The 16036-nt window shown below is 43.5% G+C and carries 17 protein-coding genes; 3 read left to right on the plus strand and 14 right to left on the minus strand.

The window, feature by feature from the left end:
• Positions 1-2 precede the first annotated feature (2 nt).
• The 3 genes from acs to ACQY73_RS25010 all read right to left on the minus strand — a co-directional run bounded on the left by acs (position 3) and on the right by ACQY73_RS25010 (position 3907).
• Entirely contained in the window at positions 3-1892 is a 1890-nt protein-coding gene (acs, locus tag ACQY73_RS25000; protein ID WP_428656261.1) for an acetate--CoA ligase, read from the minus strand.
• 166 nt (positions 1893-2058) lie between these two features.
• Positions 2059-2283 (minus strand): DUF6814 family protein, encoded by a 225-nt coding sequence (locus ACQY73_RS25005; RefSeq protein WP_428656263.1) that lies wholly within the window; start codon positions 2281-2283, stop codon positions 2059-2061.
• Positions 2284-2335: 52 nt separating this feature from the next.
• The gene (locus ACQY73_RS25010) at positions 2336-3907 is read right to left on the minus strand and encodes an MFS transporter (protein ID WP_428656265.1); all 1572 of its coding nucleotides are present in this window, start codon (positions 3905-3907) and stop codon (positions 2336-2338) included.
• A gap of 247 nt (positions 3908-4154) precedes the next feature.
• Between ACQY73_RS25010 and ACQY73_RS25015 the strand changes: the two genes are divergently transcribed.
• Positions 4155-4571, plus strand: a complete 417-nt coding sequence (locus ACQY73_RS25015) for a GNAT family N-acetyltransferase (protein WP_428656267.1) — start codon at positions 4155-4157, stop codon at positions 4569-4571.
• A gap of 9 nt (positions 4572-4580) precedes the next feature.
• On the plus strand, positions 4581-5084 hold the full coding sequence (locus ACQY73_RS25020; protein WP_428656269.1) for a hypothetical protein: 504 nt from the start codon (positions 4581-4583) through the stop codon (positions 5082-5084).
• An 11-nt stretch (positions 5085-5095) separates the two neighbouring features.
• Here the strand turns inward: ACQY73_RS25020 and ACQY73_RS25025 are convergent, their stop codons facing one another.
• From ACQY73_RS25025 to ACQY73_RS25070, 10 genes are all read right to left on the minus strand, one after another.
• On the minus strand, positions 5096-6202 hold the full coding sequence (locus ACQY73_RS25025) for an AI-2E family transporter (protein ID WP_428656271.1): 1107 nt from the start codon (positions 6200-6202) through the stop codon (positions 5096-5098).
• A 26-nt stretch (positions 6203-6228) separates the two neighbouring features.
• Positions 6229-6708, minus strand: a complete 480-nt coding sequence (locus ACQY73_RS25030; RefSeq protein WP_428656273.1) for a low affinity iron permease family protein — start codon at positions 6706-6708, stop codon at positions 6229-6231.
• Positions 6709-6918: 210 nt separating this feature from the next.
• Complete coding sequence (locus ACQY73_RS25035) at positions 6919-7446, minus strand: ferritin-like domain-containing protein (protein ID WP_428656275.1); 528 nt, start codon at positions 7444-7446, stop codon at positions 6919-6921.
• A gap of 310 nt (positions 7447-7756) precedes the next feature.
• On the minus strand, positions 7757-9100 hold the full coding sequence (gene accC / locus ACQY73_RS25040; protein ID WP_428656277.1) for an acetyl-CoA carboxylase biotin carboxylase subunit: 1344 nt from the start codon (positions 9098-9100) through the stop codon (positions 7757-7759).
• A gap of 115 nt (positions 9101-9215) precedes the next feature.
• Positions 9216-9692, minus strand: a complete 477-nt coding sequence (accB, locus tag ACQY73_RS25045; protein ID WP_428656279.1) for an acetyl-CoA carboxylase biotin carboxyl carrier protein — start codon at positions 9690-9692, stop codon at positions 9216-9218.
• A 69-nt stretch (positions 9693-9761) separates the two neighbouring features.
• A complete protein-coding gene (gene efp, locus ACQY73_RS25050) occupies positions 9762-10325 on the minus strand; it encodes an elongation factor P (protein WP_428656281.1) in 564 nt (187 codons plus the stop codon).
• A gap of 136 nt (positions 10326-10461) precedes the next feature.
• Positions 10462-11451, minus strand: a complete 990-nt coding sequence (locus tag ACQY73_RS25055) for a beta-ketoacyl-ACP synthase III (RefSeq protein WP_428656284.1) — start codon at positions 11449-11451, stop codon at positions 10462-10464.
• Between the two features lie 97 nt (positions 11452-11548).
• The gene (gene plsX / locus ACQY73_RS25060; protein ID WP_428656286.1) at positions 11549-12487 is read right to left on the minus strand and encodes a phosphate acyltransferase PlsX; all 939 of its coding nucleotides are present in this window, start codon (positions 12485-12487) and stop codon (positions 11549-11551) included.
• Positions 12488-12637: 150 nt separating this feature from the next.
• Positions 12638-12829: a 50S ribosomal protein L32 gene (gene rpmF, locus ACQY73_RS25065; protein WP_428656289.1), complete on the minus strand. Its 192-nt coding sequence runs from the start codon at positions 12827-12829 to the stop codon at positions 12638-12640.
• 54 nt (positions 12830-12883) lie between these two features.
• Entirely contained in the window at positions 12884-13489 is a 606-nt protein-coding gene (locus ACQY73_RS25070) for a YceD family protein (RefSeq protein ID WP_428656292.1), read from the minus strand.
• A gap of 230 nt (positions 13490-13719) precedes the next feature.
• Here ACQY73_RS25070 and ACQY73_RS25075 point away from each other — a divergent pair, with 230 nt between their 5' ends.
• Positions 13720-14403, plus strand: a complete 684-nt coding sequence (locus ACQY73_RS25075) for a hypothetical protein (protein ID WP_428656294.1) — start codon at positions 13720-13722, stop codon at positions 14401-14403.
• Positions 14404-14486: 83 nt separating this feature from the next.
• On the opposite strand, the gene ACQY73_RS25080 is transcribed toward ACQY73_RS25075, so the two are convergent.
• Positions 14487-15950 carry an MFS transporter gene (locus tag ACQY73_RS25080; protein ID WP_428656296.1) on the minus strand — a complete coding sequence of 488 codons (1464 nt, stop codon included), beginning with the start codon at positions 15948-15950 and terminating at the stop codon, positions 14487-14489.
• Between the last annotated feature and the right edge of the window lie 86 nt (positions 15951-16036).

The following is a 16036-nucleotide window of genomic DNA, read 5'->3' on the forward strand; positions in this document are numbered from 1 at the left end:
TCTTATAAAGCTCCATCCTTGATATCATCCACCACTGATGGATCTAAAAGTGTAGTGGTATCGCCCAGATTGGAAGTATCTCCTTCGGCGATCTTGCGCAAAATTCGACGCATGATCTTGCCCGAACGCGTTTTCGGCAAGCCTCTGACAAACTGGATTTTATCCGGTTTGGCAATGGGTCCGATGATACGTGTAACAGTGGCTAAAATATCACGGCGTGAAAGATCTGTATCATCAAGGGTGTTTTCACAAATGACAAAAGCATAAATACCCTGCCCCTTAATGTCGTGCGGATAACCTACCACAGCACTTTCGATGACGTCGGTGTGCATGTTGATGGCGTTTTCAACTTCGGCGGTTCCGATACGATGCCCCGATACATTGAGTACATCATCTACGCGTCCGGTGATGCGGTAGTAGCCGTCTTCGTCGCGCAGGCAGCCATCGCCGGTAAAATATAATCCCGGATAAGTGGCGAAATACGCCTGACGGCAACGTTCATGATCGCCCCATGTGGTGCGAATAATGGAGGGCCAAGGGTATTTGATGCAGAGATTGCCGCTTACGCCGTTTCCTTCTATTTCTTTTCCATTTTCATCTACCAATATCGGCTGCACGCCGGGAAGCGGAAGCGTAGCATAAGTGGGTTTGGTTTTGGTTATGCCCGCAAGTGGCGAGATCATAATGCCGCCCGTCTCGGTTTGCCACCAAGTATCCACGATTGGACAGCGATTCTTGCCAATGTGTTCGTTGTACCAATTCCACGCTTCTTCGTTGATGGGTTCACCAACCGAGCCCAATACTTTGAGCGAGCTAAGGTCTTTTCCTTCAACGTATTTCAGACCAAAGCCCATTAAAGAGCGAATGGCAGTAGGAGCGGTGTAAAGAATGTCTACTTTGTGTCTGTCAATAATATCCCAAAAGCGTCCGGCGTCAGGATAAGTCGGAATTCCTTCGAACATCAAAGAAGTAGCGCCGCTCAACAATGGCCCGTAAACGATATAGGTGTGTCCGGTGATCCAACCTACGTCGGCGGTACAGAAAAACAATTGGTCTTTTTCGTACTGGAAAACATTTTGGAAAGTATAGGCCGAATAGACCATGTAACCTCCCGTACTGTGCACAACTCCTTTGGGTTTGCCTGTAGAGCCGGATGTATACAGAATAAACAGCGGATCTTCGGCGTCCATTATTTCGGCAGGACAATCAGACGTGACCTGTTTCATTTCATTTTCCCACCATACATCACGCCCTTTTATCATAGAAATAGGCGTACGAGTATGGGTCAATACAATCACTTTTTTTACCGACGGACACGCAATCAGCGCATCGTCGACAGTATCTTTCATGGGGATATTCTTATTGCCGCGCGCGGCACCGTCGGAAGTAACAATGACTTTACAGTTAGAATCATTGATACGGTCGGTGAGTGATTGTGCCGAAAACCCACCGAATACTACGGAGTGAACCGCGCCGATGCGCGCACACGCCAAGATGGCAATGGCAGCTTCGGGAACCATCGGCAGATAGATACAGACACGGTCGCCTTTCACAACACCGTTGCGTTTGAGCACATTGGCAAAACGACACACATGGTCGTGAAGCATTTTGTAGGTAAGCGTCACGCTGGGATCAGAAGGGTCGTTGGGTTCCCAAATGATGGCGGGATGATTGCCCAATTCGCGCAAATGGCGGTCGAGGGCATTTACGGTAATATTTGTTTTTCCTCCTACAAACCACTTTATATCAGGAGTTGTAAAATTCCATTCCAGTACTTTTTTCCAAGGCTTATGCCATTTAAATTCCTGAGCAACTTCGGCCCAAAACCCTTCAGGGTCTTCTACGCTGTGCTGATAGGCGGTTTGATAATCTTCAAATGTACGGATACGCATGATTTTCAAAAAGAGTTTAGTTTTTAAGAGGCAACCGGGTGGATAAAATCAGGGCCTAAAAATAGCAAAACATTTTCCCGTTTGAGTGAAAAAATCATGGAAAGTACATGTAAAGCATTAAGAAGATAGAATTGTGCAAAGGAAGATAGAATAATGCATCTTCCATTTATTCCTTACTGTCGTATTCTCCTTTAAGGGCGTAAATTCCAAACGTTGCCAAGCTTCCAACAATAAGCGGGCATAAAATAAACGTATAAATTCCTGCCGGAATCAAATCTTCGGGTTTACCTGTACCAAATTTTGGAATGGCTTGATTGATCAAAAGGTAGTAACCGGCAGCGGCTCCTATCAGTAGCCAGAGAATTCCCGCCAGTCTTTTTATTGTATTCATTGTTTTATTGCGTTTTATAATTCTGTCAATTATTTGATTGATAGTTAAGTAATTAATCTTCGGTGTTGCGATCTTTACCATTGATGTACAGCAATCCGATCAGGAAACATATACCCGCAATGACAATTGGATACCAAAGACCTTCCAAATAAGGAGCCGCATTGGGCAATACCTGACCTGCTTCCTGAGCAACCTCATTGGCTTTCCCGGCCGAAGCTACCAACGCAGTTGCAATCGTGGGTAATAAACCGCCAAATACGCCATTTCCGATGTGGTAAGGCAACGACATAGACGTGTAGCGAATACGGGTTGGAAACATCTCAACCAAAAAAGCCGCAATTGGACCGTACACCATGGTTACAAAGATCACCTGAATAAATACTAACCAGATCAACGTCCATTTGTCGCTGTCGTTGATCGTGACTGTTTTCTTGATTTCAGGTTTGGCGGCTGTAATGGAAGCATCTGCATGGATTTTTTCGATCTTCTTTTCTTCGTACTGCGTACCGTCGCTGAATTCCTTTTTTGTAGTGGTTGTAATGAGCGAATCTTTGGTTTCTATTCCGTCTTTTTTGTCTAAAACGCGGGTTGTTGTTATGGATGTTTTTTCGGTAAGCTCGGTTTTGTTTTTGATGTTGGTTGTTTGATACATTTTCTCATAGATCATGCGATACGATAAAATCGCGATCAGCATCCCTGCCAACATGATGCCTTTACGGCCTATCTTATCGGATAACCAACCAAAAAATACAAAGAAAGGCGTTCCGAAAATCAGCGCGTAGGTCATCAAAGCGTTGGATTGCTGGAGGTCAATGGCCATTACTTTTTGCAGAAAGCTCAACGCATAAAATTGACCCGTGTACCATATCACTCCCTGACCCATTGTTGCTCCCAACAAGGCTAACAACACAAACTTGAAATTATAACGATTCCCAAATGATTCTTTCAGGGGATTGGTCGACGTTTTTCCTTCAGCTTTTGCTTTGGCAAACAGCGGCGACTCATGCATATTTTTACGGATCAACACCGATACGTAGACCATTATTATGGAAACCAAAAAAGGCACGCGCCAACCCCATTCGGCAAATGCTTCTTTTGACATGCTGTTTTGGGTCAATTGAATCACGATGAGCGATACAAACAAACCCGCCGTAGCCGTGATCTGAATCCAGGAAGTCCAGAAACCGCGTTTGTCGGCGGGGGAGTGCTCGGCCACGTAAGTAGCGGCACCGCCGTATTCACCGCCCAAGGCCAACCCCTGCAAAAGTCGAAGCAGAAGCACTAAGGTAGGCGCTAAAAAGCCGATGGTTTCATAACTTGGAATCAAACCGATCATGAAAGTGGCTCCACCCATTAAAAGGAGCGTAACCATGAAGGTATATTTACGCCCGATCAGATCACCCAGGCGGCCAAAGAAAATAGCGCCAAAAGGACGCACTACAAAACCTGCCGCAAAGGTAGCCAACGTTGAAAGAAAGGCAGCAGTGGGGTTGCCATCGGGGAAAAATTTGGTTGCAATGATAGTAGCCAAGCTGCCAAAGATGTAGAAGTCATACCATTCGATCATCGTACCTACCGAAGAGGCGGCGATGATGGCGGCCAGACTTTGCTTTTTTTGTGACATGGGTAAAAGGTTATCAGGGTTAAAAAGTTAAATTGTATGTTAAGGGATTGAACGAGAAAGAAAGCAAAATTGGATTCCTACCTTTAAAAAAGGAATTGTGTTGCTAAATAAAAGCAATTGCGCTCATGAGGGATTGAAATTGTCCTGAATAGATAAAAAAACGAAATTTTAACCATTCCTACCGGAATGTGCCAAAAAGTAGTGATAATTGCTTTCTGTTCACATATAACTCAAAACGAATTATTCAATGACTTTTTCAATTACGTACCAAACGGAAAACGATCTGTCTGTAGAAGAATTTATTTCAGTACTTGAGCGCTCTACCTTGGGTGAACGCCGACCGATACATGATGTTGAGCGAATAGGTGCCATGCTTCAAAACGCCAACCTGATCGTGACAGCCCGCGATAATGGCAAAATTGTCGGCGTATCACGAGCCATCAGTGATTTTGCTTTTTGTACCTATTTGTCGGATTTAGCCGTGGATGAAATGTATCAGAAGCAAGGTATTGGGAAGGAGTTGATTCGACAAACAAAGTTGGCTGCGCCACGGGCAAAACTCATATTGCTGTCAGCGCCTAAAGCGGTGGAATATTATCCGAGAATAGGGATGAAACACCATCCGCATTGTTATTTTATTGACTCAGTTGAGGAATTGAATTAACCTTTTGCAATGAGAAAAATTGGGCTAATTGTTTTTTGTATTTTGACAATTTCCATTTCGTCATCAGCACAAACAGCATTTGTTGAAGGATGTACGGGAAATTGGAAAGGAACGATGTATATCTACAGCCGAGGTACTCTTAAAGACAGTGTATCGGTAAAATTGACTGTAGCAAAAACGTCTGATATTAAAGCATGGACATGGAAAACAGAATACCTGTCGGCTACAATGCCGATGGCGAAAGAGTATGTTTTACGCCTTAAAGATGCCTCTAAAGGAATATATATCATTGATGAAGGCAACGGAGTTGAATTGGTAAATTATCTCTTTGGGAACAAGCTTTACTGCGTTTTTGAAACATCCGGCGTTACGCTTACTTCTTCCTACGAGCTGAAAGCAAAAGAGATCATCTTTGAAGTTACTTCCGGTAAAAAGCAAACAGGTGATAATCAATCGTTAATTAATTATACCGTCGATAATTTACAGCGCGTGGTGTTTAAAAAAGCAGAATAAGTACACTGCTACTATTTCGCCATTGCGGGCTTTTTAGTACGACGGGTAAGCGATTTTGCAACGGTAGGCTGGTCGTCGCCGATAAGATATCCGAAGGGCTTGAGGGGATCAATACGATCAAAGACCACTTTAAGTATGCCAACCAACGGAATAGAAAGGAACATGCCCGAAACGCCCCACAACGCGCCGCCGATCAAAACTACAACGATGGAAACCAACGCATTAACTTTTACTTTGCTGCCTACAATTTTGGGGACGATCAGATTGTTATCTACAAATTGTACCACCAGATAAAGGACCAAAACCCATAAAGCAGCCGACGGGCTTTGAGTAGTAATAGCCACCAACATGGGCAATGCGGTAGCAATTAAGCCGCCAATGTAAGGAATGATATTCAGTAAAGCTCCGATAATACCGAGCACAATGGCGTATTCGACACCGATAATCAGTAGTCCGGCTGAATTTAATACCGCTACTATGCCCGCTTCGGTCAGCAAGCCGACCAGATAACTTTGCACAAGTGATTTTGTCTCAGCCAATACTTCATTGACCATTTTGGAAGGAGCGTTCTCGAAGAGTTGCGCGATAAAGGTCAAAAGCAGTGTTTTATAGTATAGAAACAAAAAGATATATACGGGCAGCAGCAGAAAGAGTCCTAACATACCGCTTAAGGTGCCAAGGGTCTGGCTCATGGCCGATGTACCTTGGCTCATGATTTCTTTTTGCGTTTTTGTTATCCAACCACTGACCTTGTCGGGAGGGATATTAAAAGTTTCGGCAACCCATTGAAGCAGTTGTTTGTACAACTCCGCCGATTTTTGTTTAAATATTGGCAGAGAATCACCAAATCGCGACAGTTGTGAACCTATAAAGTACAATAAAACCGCCACTAATAAAGCCGCCGCCAGAATGGCCAGAAAAATAGCCAGTGTGCGATTGATTTTTCGATTTGACAGAAAATTAACTACAGGATTTAACAACATGGCCAGCAGGGCTGCCAAAATAAGCGGGACAAGGATGTCCTGACCGACGTATAAAACGTAAAATAAGGCAATAATTCCGACGATTACCAACGTCATTTTGGCGTAGACAGGCAGCTCTACAGCATCTTTTTCCATTTGTGTTGTTCGTAAACTTTGGTAGATTAAGCAGGCTCTGTTTTAGCTTTTCTTTCTAATTTCTTTTTGAATTTATGCAGATCTTCTGCTTCCTCAATAGAGTGAGATTCCTGCATACTTTCATCTTTTTCGGTCAATGCTGCCAGATTATTGTAAAACTTTTGGAGGACTTTCAATTCATCTTCGGTCAGGTCTTCAACGCATACGAGTCGGTTGCTCGTAAATTGATTGGCAGATATCAACTCATTCAGTTTTAAATGGATTGCCATGGATTCCTTATTTTGACTGCGTTGAATCAAAAATACCATTAAAAAGGTAACGATGGTTGTGGAGGTATTGATAACGAGTTGCCAAGTATCAGAATAATCAAATAGGGGACCACTTGCCAACCACCCGACAATTAAAAGAGAAGCAACAATAAAAGCAGACGTGCTGCCGGCTGCCTTAGTGGCAATTATCGAAATCTTCTCGAACCCTGAAACCTGTTTTTGGGACGACTTTTTCATATTAATCAGATAGTATTATCTATTACGGGTAATTCATTTACAACTACGATACCATGAAACACACGTAGAAGATTGGGGAAAACAAGGTAAATCATGCATATAATTGTAGTAAATACGTAGAAATAGTTGCCCAATTGGAAATGAAATGAGCATAAAAAAGCAGAGGCTTTCAGGCCTCTGCTTTTCAGATAATCATATGAATATCGGTACTTAGAATTCAGCTTTAGCTTCTTCATTAACAAAAGACATTGCTACCTCGGTTAACCCTTTGTCGGCATCATGTTCTTCATCCAACGTAGCCTGTAAAAGCTCCTGTACATCTTTGTGTCCCATGATCGCAGCCAATGTACGTAATGTACCGTATGTTGCAATTTCATAATGTTCCACTTTTTGAGCTGCCAAGATCAATCCACAATCCCGCACCATGGTTCCGTCTTCGGTATCGTCAATGATTTCTTCAGCTTCTTTGACCAAGCCTTTGAGAGCTTCGCAGGTTTTGGTTTCAGGTTTTTCATCCAATGATTCAAATACCTTTTCCAAACGTTCTACGTGCATTTGGGTAATGTCCAAGTGGTCTTCAAAAGCTTTCCGAAGTTCTGTAGAGGTGGCCGCTTCGGCCATTTTAGGGAGTGCTTTCAGCAAATGCTTTTCTGCCCAATAGATGTCTTTAATTTCTTCTACAAAGAACTGATGAAGAGGCGATTCTTTCATTTCTTGGCTAATGTTTTGCGTTTTCATGACTTGATGATTAAAGTTAAGTAATAAGATATGTTGTGCTTTAAACAGTAAAAGAATCATGCTACCTAAAACACAGGGTATCTTGGGAAAGAACAGCCTCAAATTGCGACCAAGTCGGAGACACAACTACCCAAAAAGGCACAGTACAAACAAAAGAAGCGAGCATCCCTGCTCGCTTCTTTTGTTTGTATAACCGAAAAATGATAAACTGAAAAATGTCAAACCGCAAAAGGAAATACAAATACACAAAACAGGTTACATTTCCCTTTTACATTTATTATTTCTCAGTTTTACATTTTTCAGTTTCTTACTATAAGCCACTGAAATCAAACGACTCCAAGAACTTAGTGGTAAATATGCCCGATTTGAATCCGGGATCGTCCATGAGTCGAATGTGGAACGGAATTGTTGTTTTGATTCCCTCGATCACGAATTCCTGCAAAGCCCGCTTCATGCGCGTGATCACTTCCTCGCGTGACTGTCCGCTCACAATGACCTTCGCGATCATTGAGTCGTAATTCGGCGGAATGGTGTAGCCCGCATAAACGTGGCTGTCGATACGCACGCCATGACCGCCCGGGAAATGCAATTGTGTGATTTTACCGGGGCTTGGCCGAAATCCGTTGGCGGGGTCTTCGGCATTGATACGGCACTCCATCGCGTAGCGTTGCGGCGTGTAATTGAGGCCCGAAATAGGCTCACCGGCAGCTACTTTTATCTGTTCTTTGATAAGATCAAAATTGGTTACTTCCTCCGTGATCGGGTGTTCTACCTGAATACGGGTATTCATTTCCATGAAATAAAATTCACCGTATTTGTCAACCAAAAATTCAATGGTACCGGCACCTTCGTAGCCGATAGCCGAAGCGCCTTTGATGGCGGCCTGTCCCATACGCTCCCGAAGTTCGGGCGTAACGATGGGAGAGGGAGTCTCTTCAACCAATTTTTGGTGACGACGTTGAATAGAACAGTCGCGCTCCGAGAGGTGGCAAACTTTACCGTATTGGTCGCCCACCACCTGAATTTCAATGTGACGGGGTTCTTCTACAAATTTCTCAAGGTAAAGACCATCGTTTCCAAAGGCCGCGCCCGATTCCATTTTGGCATCGTCCCACGCTTTCTGAAACTCGCTTTCCTCTTTGATGATACGCATTCCGCGTCCACCGCCACCGGCCGTTGCTTTTACAATGACAGGGTATCCAATGCTTTTGGACAATTCTTTGCCCTGCTCTACCGATTCCAGCAATCCTTCCGAGCCCGGAATAACGGGTACACCGGCGGCTCTCATGGTCGCTTTGGCCGTGGCTTTATCGCCCATGAAATTGATCTGCTCGGCTGTAGCGCCGATAAATTTGATGCCGTATTCGGCACAGATCCGTGAAAATTCGGCGTTTTCCGACAAAAATCCGTAGCCCGGGTGAATAGCATCGGCATTGGTGATCTCAGCAGCCGAGATGATGTTTGGAATATTCAGGTATGACTGACGGCTCGTAGGAGGTCCAATACAAACCGCTTCGTCGGCAAAACGTACGTGTAGACTTTCACGGTCGGCCGTTGAATATACCGCCACGGTCTGAATTCCCATTTCGCGACAGGTCCGAATTACCCGTAAGGCAATTTCCCCGCGATTGGCAATAAGTATTTTCTTAAACATAGTTTTGAGTCATTGAGTATTCATTGATAGTCAAGAGATTGCCATAAAATCCGAAAGCGATTAGAGCTTGCCGATTTATGACTTTTTATAACAAAACTTGACTAACTCCGATGATTTAATTGGGTTCTACCAGAAACAACGGCTGGTCGTATTCAACAGGAGTGGCATTTTCAACAAGTACTTTTACAATACGGCCTGACACTTCTGACTCAATTTCGTTGAACAGCTTCATCGCTTCAATGATGCATACTACTTTGCCCGTCGTAATATCATCACCTATTTCAACAAACGATGGTTTGTCAGTGCCGCCTGCACGGTAAAATGTGCCGATCATTGGTGATTTAATGGTCAAATACTTTGACTCGTCGGCTTTTGCAGCGGCAGGGGCGGCAGGTTGAGCTGCGGGAGCCGCCGGTTGAGGTGCTGATGCCTGAGCTATTTGAGCCACGGGAGCGGGTGCCGCCGCAGTTACATACGTAGCTGCTGTATTTCTTTTAACGCTTACTTTAAATTCTCCGGTTTCGATATTAACTTCATCTAAGCCTGAATTAGCGATGAAGTCCAACAATTTTTGAATGTCTTTAATTTCCATTTTTTTAGTCGTTTGTACGCAATCGTCACTTTTATTTCAATTCCGACCCTGTGCCTTAATTCGAAGCGATTATTTTACCCGTTCTACGTAATCGTACGTGCGGGTATCGATGCGGAGTTTTTCTCCTTCTTCGATGAACATCGGCACCATGATACGGGCTCCGGTCTCGACTTCGATTGCTTTGCGGGGGTTATTGGCGGTATCACCTTTGATGCCGGGCTCGGCGTAGGTTACAACAAGCTCTACAAAAGAGGGCAATTCACACGTCAGCGGCGTGTCGTTCTCGGTGTTGATGAGTACTTCCACTACTTGTCCTTCTTTCATCAGATCAGCGGCCGTAACGAGTTTTTCAGGGATCGAAATCTGGTCAAATGTTTCATTATCCATGAAATTATAACCGGTTTCATCTTTGTACAAATACTGGAAGGAGCGACGCTCAACACGAACCGGATAAATAGCTACTCCCGAGTTGAAGGTATTATCCAACACTTTTCCACTGGTAAGGCTTCTGATCTTTGTGCGTACGAAAGCTGCGCCTTTCCCGGGCTTTACGTGTTGAAATTCAATGACTTGGAATAAATCGTTGTTGAAGTTGATGACTAATCCATTGCGGATGTCTGCGGTTGTTGCCATACTTTTTTGAGTTACAGTTTTCGGTTGAGCAGTAAGTTGATAAAATGAATAAAACTTACGTAGTCATACCTTTAAAACTGACGATTATTTACAAAATATAGGTTAATGAAAAATAGTTATACATCTGTTGAATACATTAATAACCCCATTTAACGTATACCGAGCCCCAGGTAAAACCGCCGCCAAAAGCAGCCAGAATGAGGTTATCGCCTTTTTTGAGTTGGGATTCATAATCCCATAAACAAAGCGGAATGGTAGCAGCGGTGGTATTGCCGTATTTCTGAATATTAAGCATCACTTTATCCATTCCTACTTTCATCCGATTGGCAGTAGCGGAAATGATGCGTTTGTTGGCCTGATGCGGTACGAGCCATGCTACGTCATCGCCGGTAAGGTGATTGCGCTCCATGATTTCGGCGGCCACATCTGCCATGTTTGTGACGGCAAATTTAAACACAGAAGGACCGTCTTGGTAAGCATAATGCCAACGCTTATCAATGGTTTCGTGGGTGGGCGGATAGCGGCTTCCTCCTGCTTTTTGGTTAAGAAAAGGCTGCCCTGCTCCATCAGAGCGGATAATGCTGTCCAACACGCCATAGCCTTCACTATTAGGCTCAAGCATTACTGCCCCGGCACCGTCGCCGAAAAGCACACAGGTAGTACGGTCGGTGTAGTCAACAATTGCGGACATTTTATCGGCTCCCACAACGATGACCTTTTTGTATTTTCCCGTTTCAATAAACTGAGAACCAACGGTTAAGGCATATACAAATCCTGAACAGGCCGCTTGGATATCAAAACTGCCGATGGATTTGATGCCCGCCATATCACAGATAAGGTTGGCCGTACTTGGAAAGATAAAGTCAGGAGTAGTGGTTGCACAAATAAGCAGATCGACTTCATGAGGAGCGGTATTGGTCTTTTTTAATAAACCTTTTACTGCTTCAACTGCCATGTGAGAGGTGCCTAGCCCTTCTCCTTTAAGGATATGACGTTCTTTAATACCTGTGCGGGCGGTAATCCATTCGTCATTGGTATCAACCATTTTTTCCAATTCCGCATTGGTCAAAATATAGTCGGGTACGTATCCTTGTATCCCCGTAATAGCAGCTCGAATTTGACTCATTTTTACTTTGTAAAAGTTATTAGTTACCTGCGTATCTGTTATCCGAGGTCCTTTTTTATACTCGGACAACGGCTAACTGTTAACAGCTAACGCAGTTTTAACTTAGTGCTTTTGCGATCTGAATATAGGCGTGTGATTCCACTTGTTTACGCGCCCAGGTAATCATATTTTTGATGGCGATGGCCGACGATATTCCGTGCGCGATCATCACATTGCCATTGACTCCGATGATGGAGCTTCCTCCGACCGATTCATAATTCATTTTGTCAATGAACTCATCCTGAATACCACGCTCTTTGGCTACATCATAGAAAGATTCTGCCAACTTAAAAAGGGCATTTCCGGTAAATCCATCCGTAACAATGACATCGGCTTTGTCGTCAAACAGATCGCCGCCTTCCATGTTGCCTACAAAATGAATCCGCGTATTGTCTTTCAATAATTGGTGAGCGGCTTGCGCTACAACAGAACCTTTTTGCTCTTCTTCTCCAATGTTCATTAAAGCAACACGCGGGCGTTCGATCTGAAAGGTTTGTTGGGCAAAAATAGAGCCTATAACACCAAATTGCTCCAATACTTCCGGCTTGCAGTCGGCATTGGCACCAATATCAAGCATGACCGCATGACCTCCTTTTTTCTGAGGCACAAACCCTACAATGGCCGGACGGATAATTCCTTCGATCGCTTTGATACTGAACAGTGCTCCTACGTGCATTGCGCCTGTATTTCCCGCACTGCAAAAAATATCCAGTTGTTTATCTTTTAGTAATTTGAAACCTATCGATATGCTTGAATGGGGTTTCTGAGAGAGTGCTTTTGTGGGGTGCTCACCCATTTCAACCACTTCTTCGGCATGTACAACTTCGATTTGGTCGCCTTGATAGTCAAATTTTTTCAACAAACCATTTACCACATCCTGTTTACCAATCAATACGATACGAATCTCGGGCGGTAATTGGGACGCGGCATTGACGGCTCCTTCTATTATAGCATCGGGGGCAAAATCCCCTCCCATTGCGTCTATTCCTATTTTCATTATACTTCAGAGGTGTTGGGTATCAAGAAGGTATCGTTATACTCAAAATGAGGCTGTAAAAATAGCAGATAACCGATACTAAAAAAGCATTTTATAACAACTTTATATATAAGTTGTTATAAAATGCTTTCACATACAGAGAGTTATGGATTAGACTTGTTTATAGCCTTCTACCACTACTTTACCTTTGTAAACTAAGTTTCCTTCAAAAACGTGTGCACGGTGCATCAAGTGTACTTCGCCCGTTGTAGGATCCGTTGAAAGTGCTTTACCTTGCAGTGCGTCGTGTGTACGGCGCTTATCGCGGCGAGTGCTTGAATGTCTTCGTTTGGGATGTGCCATTGCCTTATGTCTTTAATTGTTTGTTCGTTATCTATCGTTACTCTTAAAAAATACTTATTCTTTTCCTTTTAATTTTTGTAAAGCAGCCCAACGTGGGTCCACTTCTCCGTTATCGGAAGAGTCTGCATCGTCCTGCTGCTCTTCGGGTTCATCCGTTGATTGATAGACCAGTAAGCCGTCTTCTTCCTCATCCTCTTCGGTTCTGAAACGCGGATGAAGTTTTTTCATCGGCAAAGAGAGCGCAATGAAATCGAAAATATACTGAGCTACATTGATTCGAACCGTTTCGTGACGAATGAGCTCAATATCTTCGGCCAGTATTTCATCGTGGTCGCCAAATTTCAGAATGAGCTTCTCTGTTAGGTCGATCGGCTCTTCAAAATTTTCTAAACTACGATCACATACCAACTCGACAACTCCTTCGATGCGAAAATTTAGGATCAGCATCGTAGCAGACTTATCGATGGTCAAATGTGTTTTAAAATGACCGTTCTGAATTAAATCTTGCTCCAGTTCCTCGAAAAATTCGCGGCCTGATTCAAAATTATAGACATATTGTTTGTCTTTCAAACCGTAAATGCCTATGTCGTACTGTGTTAGCGCTTTCACTTTTCTATCAAAATGGGCTGCAAAGTTAGCAGTATTTATTAAAATTCGCAAGTCTAAAAAAGTTTATCTTAGATTTTAATCCGGTTGAGTCCAAAATGCTCGCTTTTACAAATAAGAACTCAGGTATTTATTTTGCAATCAGCCTGTACTTTGCCGTTTGGAAGCTTATTTGGAACGTTTGTCCTTTTTTTTAGCCATTTAACCTCAATCAAGTAACTTTTTGACGGGTTGAACGCATCTTGTTTACGAGAATCAGTTCTTAACTAAACAAATCAACAGCCATGAAAAAGATCATTTTCGCCATCGCCCTTTTGACATCCATTACGGCTATTGCCCAAGACAGTGTTGAAGAAACAATAGACAAAAAACCTTCAAAGGTCTATTACACACATGGAGGTAACGGTGCCCTGTTATCACTTTCCAGAGTGAGTCGCAATGGAAAGGACGTAAACAGTATTCCTCGGTTCACCTTATTTTTTAACATAGGCACAAATGCCAACCTGGACTTAGGAAATAATTTTGGCGTATTTGGAGGATTAAATTTGACCAATATCGGGATGATTACGGAGGAAGAAATCGTAGGCACCGTCAGAACCGATAAATTCAAACTCAAACAACGGGTGTACGCCATCGGCATTCCGGTAGGGATCAAGATCGGCGATTTACGTAAATTTTACGTGTATGGTGGAGCGGAAGCGGGGTTTGCCGTCAATTACAAACAAAAAACCTTTATTAACGGTGAGAAGACAGATAAATTCAACGAATGGTTCAGCGATAGAACCAACCAATTTATGCCTGCGGTGTTTGTCGGATTTCAATCTAAAAGCGGATTTGGTTTGAAAGTGCAGTATTATTTAAATGACTTCCTGAACCAAGGTTTTTCAGAAGGTGGAATAAAACCTTACAACGGCACAGAATCTAAACTCTTCTTCGTAACCTTAGGGTATAATTTCAGAAGAAAGTAAACGGAAGAAGCTTATTCCCAATTTATGTAAAAGCCCCGATAGCACGAAACTGTCGGGGCTTTTACGGTTATTATCATTTTACATTATTTTGATTCTTTCACCAAAAAACAGGAAGCGGCCGCCAAGAGCATACAAACGCCTGCCAAAACAAGGGCATTGCGAGGGTCATCGCCTAACAATGTTTTGTAGAAAAGCGGAACGGTAAGCATGCCTATAAACTGCGGAACGCAGATAAAACCGTTAAAAATGCCCATATAAACACCCATACGCTCTTTAGGTACAGCTGCCGCCAACATCAGATAAGGCATTGACATGATGGACCCCCACATAAAACCGATGATTGTCATACCTGCCAGGTAAATCATTTTATCATTTGACAGCAGCGTCATAAAAAAGCCAACGGCGCCGATGCACATAAAAAGGGCGTGAGTACCTCGGTTGCTGCCAATGGCTTTGGCAATGCGGGGAATGAAAAATGAAATAACCGCGCACGAAATACTGAACATGGCAAAACAAAGCCCGCCCCATTTGGTACCTTCTTCAAAACCGATTGGATTAGAAACCGCATCGGGGGCATTGAATGCATATTTGGCAGTGGCTAAAGAAAGATATTGCCACATCAACGGTAAACCATACCACGTAAAAAACTTTACCCACCACAACTGACGCATGACGGTAGGCATGGAGGAAAGCGGAGCCAATATCTCTTTGAAAACAGGCAACATTAATATCAGGTAGCCTCCGATCAAAATTCCCAAGCCCCATTTGAGGCCATTGGCAAGGCCGCCGGAGAAATAAGCAAATCCGAATCCCAAAATGGCGGCTCCAACGGCCAATGATAAATGCCAAAAGGAGATAGACTTTTTTTCTTCTTCCGAAAAAACATGCACTTTTTTATAATCATCATTTTCCGGTGGGTACTCTTTGGTGGTGCGCATGGTCCAAAATACCGCCAAAAGAATAGAGCCGGCACCAATATAAAATGGATACCGAACGGAATTGGGAATGCCGTTGGCCAACTGAGAATCCGATAAAACCATCGAAACGCCTAAAAGCGGCAAAATGTAAGGCATTAAATTGGCAAGCGTTTGGCCGAAACCTACAAAAAAGGACTGAACGGCAAACCCAACGGGACGTTGTTTTTCATTCAACATATCGCCCACAAACGCCCGAAAAGGTTCCATGGCTGAATTGAGCCCGGCATCCAAGATCCACATCAAACCCGCCGCCATCCAAACGGCAGAAGAGTTAGGCATCAGGATCATGGCAATACTGCCTAAAAGTGCTCCGGCAAGGATAAATGGGCGCCGGCGTCCCCAAGTTGGCGACCAACTGCGGTCAGAGACGGCTCCGATAATAGGTTGAAGCAATAAACCGGTAAGCGGGCCGGCGAGCCAAAGGCCCGGAATGGAAGCCTCATCAGCACCGAGATAGCGAAAAATTGGACTCATATTTGCTTGTTGTAATCCAAAGCCATATTGAATCCCTAAAAATCCGAAACTCATGTTCCAGATTTGCCAAAATGATAGTTTGGGTTTTTCGTTCATTACATAGGTTAAATTAGAAAACTGATATCGCAAGTATAGACAATTACTTACGAATTGCAAACCCTCTATCTTACATTTAAGAGCGA

Origin of the sequence: Runella sp. (assembly GCF_965279615.1) — a bacterium.
GTDB lineage: Bacteria > Bacteroidota > Bacteroidia > Cytophagales > Spirosomataceae > Runella.

Bases quoted from the DNA above. Each gene is read 5' to 3' on its own strand.
- accB (WP_428656279.1), bottom strand. From the start codon at position 9,692: ATGGAAATTAAAGACATTCAAAAATTGTTGGACTTCATCGCTAATTCA.
- rpmF (WP_428656289.1), bottom strand. From the start codon at position 12,829: ATGGCACATCCCAAACGAAGACATTCAAGCACTCGCCGCGATAAGCGC.
- ACQY73_RS25025 (WP_428656271.1), bottom strand. From the start codon at position 6,202: ATGGAAAAAGATGCTGTAGAGCTGCCTGTCTACGCCAAAATGACGTTG.
- acs (WP_428656261.1), bottom strand. From the start codon at position 1,892: ATGCGTATCCGTACATTTGAAGATTATCAAACCGCCTATCAGCACAGC.
- ACQY73_RS25080 (WP_428656296.1), bottom strand. From the start codon at position 15,950: ATGAACGAAAAACCCAAACTATCATTTTGGCAAATCTGGAACATGAGT.
- ACQY73_RS25020 (WP_428656269.1), top strand. From the start codon at position 4,581: ATGAGAAAAATTGGGCTAATTGTTTTTTGTATTTTGACAATTTCCATT.
- accC (WP_428656277.1), bottom strand. From the start codon at position 9,100: ATGTTTAAGAAAATACTTATTGCCAATCGCGGGGAAATTGCCTTACGG.
- ACQY73_RS25030 (WP_428656273.1), bottom strand. From the start codon at position 6,708: ATGAAAAAGTCGTCCCAAAAACAGGTTTCAGGGTTCGAGAAGATTTCG.
- ACQY73_RS25010 (WP_428656265.1), bottom strand. From the start codon at position 3,907: ATGTCACAAAAAAAGCAAAGTCTGGCCGCCATCATCGCCGCCTCTTCG.
- efp (WP_428656281.1), bottom strand. From the start codon at position 10,325: ATGGCAACAACCGCAGACATCCGCAATGGATTAGTCATCAACTTCAAC.
- ACQY73_RS25005 (WP_428656263.1), bottom strand. From the start codon at position 2,283: ATGAATACAATAAAAAGACTGGCGGGAATTCTCTGGCTACTGATAGGA.
- ACQY73_RS25075 (WP_428656294.1), top strand. From the start codon at position 13,720: ATGAAAAAGATCATTTTCGCCATCGCCCTTTTGACATCCATTACGGCT.
- ACQY73_RS25055 (WP_428656284.1), bottom strand. From the start codon at position 11,451: ATGAGTCAAATTCGAGCTGCTATTACGGGGATACAAGGATACGTACCC.
- ACQY73_RS25035 (WP_428656275.1), bottom strand. From the start codon at position 7,446: ATGAAAACGCAAAACATTAGCCAAGAAATGAAAGAATCGCCTCTTCAT.
- ACQY73_RS25015 (WP_428656267.1), top strand. From the start codon at position 4,155: ATGACTTTTTCAATTACGTACCAAACGGAAAACGATCTGTCTGTAGAA.
- plsX (WP_428656286.1), bottom strand. From the start codon at position 12,487: ATGAAAATAGGAATAGACGCAATGGGAGGGGATTTTGCCCCCGATGCT.